General features: G+C 37.8%; 3 protein-coding genes. All 3 read right to left on the bottom strand.

Annotated features, from left to right (window positions below; translation table 11 throughout):
* Window positions 1-209: 209 nt before the first annotated feature.
* The 3 genes from QSE00_RS14945 to QSE00_RS14935 are packed head-to-tail and all read right to left on the bottom strand — an operon-like array spanning window position 210 to window position 5,896.
* Window positions 210-548: an SdrD B-like domain-containing protein gene (locus tag QSE00_RS14945; protein WP_286106560.1), complete on the bottom strand. Its 339-nt coding sequence runs from the start codon at window positions 546-548 to the stop codon at window positions 210-212.
* A 25-nt stretch (window positions 549-573) separates the two neighbouring features.
* Window positions 574-2,526 (bottom strand): SusD/RagB family nutrient-binding outer membrane lipoprotein, encoded by a 1,953-nt coding sequence (locus QSE00_RS14940; protein ID WP_286106559.1) that lies wholly within the window; start codon window positions 2,524-2,526, stop codon window positions 574-576.
* 58 nt (window positions 2,527-2,584) lie between these two features.
* Window positions 2,585-5,896, bottom strand: a complete 3,312-nt coding sequence (locus tag QSE00_RS14935) for a SusC/RagA family TonB-linked outer membrane protein (RefSeq protein ID WP_110356401.1) — start codon at window positions 5,894-5,896, stop codon at window positions 2,585-2,587.
* Between the last annotated feature and the right edge of the window lie 104 nt (window positions 5,897-6,000).

The raw sequence follows: 6,000 nt of genomic DNA, 5'->3' as shown, positions 1-6,000 counted from the left end.
GCATACCTCCTGTCCAAAAATCATGATCGGGCATAAAAAAATGACCCTAAATAAAATCTAAGGGCAGTTAATATTCTATGTGTTCTACAAAATTAAGCTAACTCCTGAAAGTGCCTAAAAAAAAGAGCCAAGAATCTATTTATTAAATAAATTCTTGGCCTTTCCTCAGAACTGTTAAATTAACAGGTTTTTTTAATTTTTCTTAATGTTTATTTGGCATTAAGTGTTAAAGCAACCTCTTTGACAATTTCTCCACTGACATAAATAATTTGAGGAGTATTACCTGTATCCCAAACAACATCACCAACGGTAATTGTCGCTCCAATATAATAATTACCCTCATCGAGACCGGTAAAAGAGAAATTCCCATCACCATCCGTAGTTGTATCAAATAGCAATTCCGTACTTTCAGAATATAACTTAACTGTTATTCCTGATAAAATCTCACCACTATCCGCACTTGCTGACCCAATAATCGATGCTTCATTATTTTTATTACATGAAACAAATAAGGCCAATGACATTATTAAAAAAAGTATCTTTTTCATTTATTTATATTATATAGTTAATAGTTTATTCCAAAACATTTTTCCATTTGTTTTGACGACCTGTAAACCAAAGTGGTAGATTGTAATCATCATGTTGACTGATTCTACTCCAGTTTTCTGGATCGGTCGCCTGAATGCTTGGGTCATAAAGAAAACGTTCTTTCCACTGAAACACTTCATAAGGAGAACCTGGGTTATCTCCAAGGTATTTTACCAAGCGACGTGCAGCCGCATAAGGAGTCTCAAAATTGAACATGTTGTAGTGCAACTGTAACTGATTAAAAATGGCCTCTACCTTATCCTCACTAGACAATCCAGAAAAGCGCTGTGTCTCATAATTAGCATAGGCGCCAGGGTCGATCTCCATGGCTGGTCTATCCCTATCAATTCTAGTCTGATCCATATTACTTGGGAAAGATGGAGTTGTTTGCTTAGAATACTTATTATTGGTATTCAAATTGTACCAATATTGACAAGATAGTTCAATTGCTTTTCTATAATGATCCTCTGCCGATCCGTTGACGGTACCAAATCCCCTAACGGCAGCTTCAGCTAAAGAGAGCTCGGTCTCAACCGCATGAAGCGTAGGATATCTTACATCAAAATTGTACTGTGGTCGAACATTGTATTCGGATATCATATTATTGTCCGTACCAATTGTCCAGCCTATATCACTGTATTGACTACAATGCTCACGAAATGCTTTCAGGAGAAAGGCTTCCCTTTTGGACAAGTCAGCGGCAGCCTCTTCGTTCAAGGTTATCTTCTGTTCATTGCCAGGAGTACCAAAAGATATCTCAGTTACTCCTATATCGGTCATTATTGGATGATTAATATAATAAGCCCTCATAGCTTTGCTGAAATAACTATTGGGGTCCGAACCATCATCCCAGCTAGTTTCAGCTCCAACATAGCGCCCAAGTATATCTTTTGAATATATATAAGCTATTCTAGGATCAACCGTACCGTTTAACAATCCTTCTTCAGAATTGTCCCCATCGAAATAATAAAGAGTTTCACCGTTTACAACTACGCTACTTTCAGTAGGAGTACAATGCATTACATCCTGTAGGAAATGTTTAGGAGCACGACACTCATCCGCCCTTTCCCTAAAAGCCCTAGTAATACCAAGCTCTACCTGCAAACGGTAAGGCTCAACAATAGCAATATCAGCTAAACCAGCTACATCAGTATATTGATCAAAAAGTGGCTTTCCGTTCAACTCTGCAAGTACAGTAGATGTAATCCCTGGTTCCATCTCACTAATATTCATGGCCCATCTTAAACGAAGAGAGTTAATATACTTACGCCACTGCATAATATCTCCGTTAAAAATAACATCTTGTTGTTGAAAAGATGTCAATTCAGCAGAACCTAAATCTACATTCGCCAAATAAGCTTCAATTTCCTTCAATTCCTCAATAATAATAGGATATATATCCTTTTGCCCTAAATATTGGGCTTTTTCCCCATCAAGTGCTCCTGCAGAACCCGTTTGAAAAAATGGGATTTCATCATATAAGTCTGTAGCACGTTGATAACCGTATGCTTTCATCACATGTAACAATCTCATGTAAAGCACATCTAGGTTCGTACGGTCTTCTTCGGGTATTTTATTAAATTCCTTTTGAGCCCATAGCACTTGTTTTATCCAAGCACTATTAACATTATTAAACACCCCCCTATTGAAAGAATTAGAACCCCAATCATTTTCAACATTTTGAAGAGTATAAGAAAGACCGTAATCACTCACAGTATAATAAAGTTGAACTCCAGTTCCCATAATTCTAGATCCACTTCGCAATTGATGATAAGCGGAGCCATAATCTCCTCGTAAGAAAAATCCACGAGTAAGTTGGGATGTAAAATAACCAGCTATAATACTTATACCTGCATTATCAGCTTGTTGTTTCGAAAACCCATCAGGATCTTGATATAAATCCTCCAAATTATCCTGACATCCAACGGAATTCGCCAAAAGCAAGATTGCTAAGATTGATTTTAAAATAATATTTTTCATAATTTTTATTTATTAATTATAGTTTAGCCTTAACAGACAATCCAATCGAACGCTGTGCCGGAAGTGCAGTTGTACCTGAAGCTCCATCGGACCAACCTGTACCGTTTGACGACTCTGGAATCGTATTTGGAGCAGCTTTATAAAGATACGCAAGATTATTTGCAAATACAGAAAGTTCAATATCCCTCAATCCAATTTTTTCGGATAGATCTGGTAGTCTATAACCCAAAGAAACATTACGTAAGGCTATATAATCACTTTTAAATAAGCGATCTTCTGGAAAAAACCCGTTAGAAAAATAGGAAGCGTAATAATATTCCTCAGCCGAAACAACCTGAGAATTTGCTACTCCACTTGCATTTACACCCGGTAATAACACACCATCATTAAATGTGGGTCCACCGCTAGTATTCGCCCCAATCACTTTCTGACCACTACCATCTAAATGGTAGGCTATTCCTCCACTCTGCGCATCTCTATAGCTCAAGGACTCATTCAATACTCCCGAAGCCATCATATAAGTTTCGCCTTCATGGATAAAAGTAGCCCCAAATGAATAATCCATATTTACTATAAGGCTAAAGTTTTTATAGTTGAAACCACTAAATACCCCTCCTGTTACGTCAGGTAGCAATTTACCTACTTTTCTATTGCTCTTCGTGGAATAACTATAACGTTGTCCATTACTATCTACAATTCGTTTACCATTATTAGGGTCATTGTCATCTGAAGGATTGATGTAATTCTGCCATCCACTTTGTTGATAAATCACCCCATACTCACCCCCAACTTCGGCTACGGCGTTCAATCCATTTGTACTCCAAAGGGATAAAGAAGTTAGATCCCCATCAAGTCTCTCAACCTTTGTTTTACTTGATGCAAAGGTCATATCCAAATTCCATTGAAAATCATTACTTAAGATAGGCTTTGTTTTAAGAGCCAATTCCCATCCAGTGTTAGCTACATCTCCTGCATTTAACCTGATATTATTTACACCAAGTCCCGGAGGAGCCGTAACTTTCATAATTTGATCATAAGTATTTGAATGGTATAATGAAAAATCAACACCCAATCTATTGTTTTCAAAAAGATAGGCTTCAAGTCCAACCTCATATTCGCGCTTACGCTCCGGCTTCAAGTTTGGAACAAAATTTTCATCAATTGGAGGAAGGTCACTAGGTGGAGAAAGAATAAAACCACCACCAGATGCGGAAATTCCCAAATTAACATTACTGAAATAACGTGGTCCTGGACGTCCAACATCGGCCCAAGAAGTTCTTAATTTTAAAAATTTAAACACTTCTGGTAAATCGAAAGAATTGGAAGCTATCCAAGTTGCACTGGCTCCAGGGTAAAAATAACTGTTATTCTCTGGTGGCAAAATTGAAGACCAGTCTTGACGTCCTTGAACTTCAACATATAGCTGATCATCCCAATCTACTTGGAAAGAGCCAAGTACACTATACAATATGTCTTCCCCATTATCGAATGTATATTGAGGTTGAACACCTGAAGGAAGGTTGGAGAACGAAAAGTAATTAGGAATAACCATACCTCCTATCACTGAGGCGCCTTTAGACTCTAAATAATTATTTCTTATAGCACCACCAACAAAACCTGAAAGCCCAAAATCTTTAACATCTGTATCGAAATTTAAAGTAGCCTGTCCGTAAGTTTTACGAATATCCCTACTTTCATCTGTAAAAACCGAACCACTGTTAGGCCCTATCAAACTCGGATCCTGTAGCTTACCTTTATAAACACTACGCTCATTGGTATTATCCAAACCTCCCAAAACGGTAGCGCTTAAATAATCATTAAAAGTTAGGTCCAAGGTAAGCGACTGTATATTGTGAACTCTATCAAAGATTGATTCATTCTGAGTCCAATCCCATAAAGTACCAACTACAGAAGACCTACCCCCTGAAATAAAATTGCTTCTTAAATCTGGATTTGCAAAATAATTATATCCGTTTTCGGTAACCATATAACTTTTCAACAAATCAACGTCAATATCTCCTGAATAAGCTCCTAAACTAGATCTGGCTCCTTGAGCATCAAAGGACCCCGCGTATGCAGAATTAAGATTTGTTGTAGTATAATAATTCCCTACATACTTCAAAGTTATGAAATCGTTCAAATCGTAGGATGCACTTATACTGAAAGTGTTCTTTTTATACTCTGCATTTGGAATAATTGGTTTCACATTCATATTGGTGTACGAAAATCGTACAGACCCATTATCGTTCCCAGAACTTACGGCAACATTGGAAGTTTGCTGTATACCCGTTTTGAACAATTGGTCGTAAACGGATTGCTTATTTGCTACCCATGGTCTCTGGGACCCATCCCACCAGTTCAACATAACGTTGGGATCAAATTTTGGACCAAAAGCAGCTCCCGATACGTCCAATGCTCTTTGGTTATTTTCATCTAGATAATAACCCTCTGCATCTGTTTGACTATTACTTGCGCTTCTACCTGTACCGTACTTAGTTTGTAGTTTTGGCATAAATGCGCTTTTATCCATTGAAGTGGTAAAAGAAGCCGAAACTCCAAGTCCTCGACTTTTGGCGCCACTTTTGGTAGTTATCAATATAACCCCATTGGCCCCTTCACTTCCGTATAAAACAGAGGCTTTTGCCCCTTTCAGAATTTGAAATGATGCAATATCATCTGGATTTATGTCATTAATCCCTGTTCCGTTATCCCTTCCGCTTCGCTCATTATAACTTATATTGGTATTCTCATCATGAATAGGAATCCCGTCAACCACAATTAAAGGTCTGGTTGTTGAGTTCGAATCAAATGAAACAGCATTTCGAATATTGATTTTCATTCCTCCAGAAGGTCCAACAGCCGTTGAGGCCACGCTAACCCCAGAAGCTGCTCCATATAATGACTGCAAGGCATTAACTGGAGTACCACTAGCCATAATACGCTCCGAATCAACTTGGGCTACAGAATAACCAAGAGCCTTGGCATCCTTTTTAATTCCCAAAGCTGTTACAACAACCTCTCCCAATTGCTCCGCATCTTCTTCAAGTACAACTTTAATCGAAGTTTGAACACCTACAGCTATTTCTTTTTTGGTATATCCTAAGGAAGAAAAAACCAATGTAGCATTATCACCTACATTAAGTGAATAGTTACCATCAAAATCTGTTGAAGTACCATTAGTAGTCCCTTTCTCCACAACGTTTACACCTGGTAGAGGGGTACCCAAATCATCGGACACTGTACCGGTGACCGTTTTGTTCTGCGCCATCATCCCCTGTACAAGGAGAAACGAGGCCAGTAATAAATAGTAATGAATTTTTTTAATCATACTAATAATTTTTAGTTAGTTAGAAGTTAATTTAGGGAGTTACCCCAATGTTAATTAATTCATAAATTTTCGTATTCTTGGGTAGGTAAGGAAATTAATTCGAC

This window comes from Arenibacter flavimaris (genome assembly GCF_030291335.1).
Lineage (GTDB): Bacteria > Bacteroidota > Bacteroidia > Flavobacteriales > Flavobacteriaceae > Arenibacter.
The sequence above is the reverse complement of the archived record's forward strand: the minus strand, read 5'-3'. Positions and strand labels throughout refer to the sequence as shown.

Coding starts and splice junctions, on each gene's coding strand:
- QSE00_RS14935 (WP_110356401.1), bottom strand. CDS start 5,896: ATGATTAAAAAAATTCATTACTATTTATTACTGGCCTCGTTTCTCCTT.
- QSE00_RS14945 (WP_286106560.1), bottom strand. CDS start 548: ATGAAAAAGATACTTTTTTTAATAATGTCATTGGCCTTATTTGTTTCA.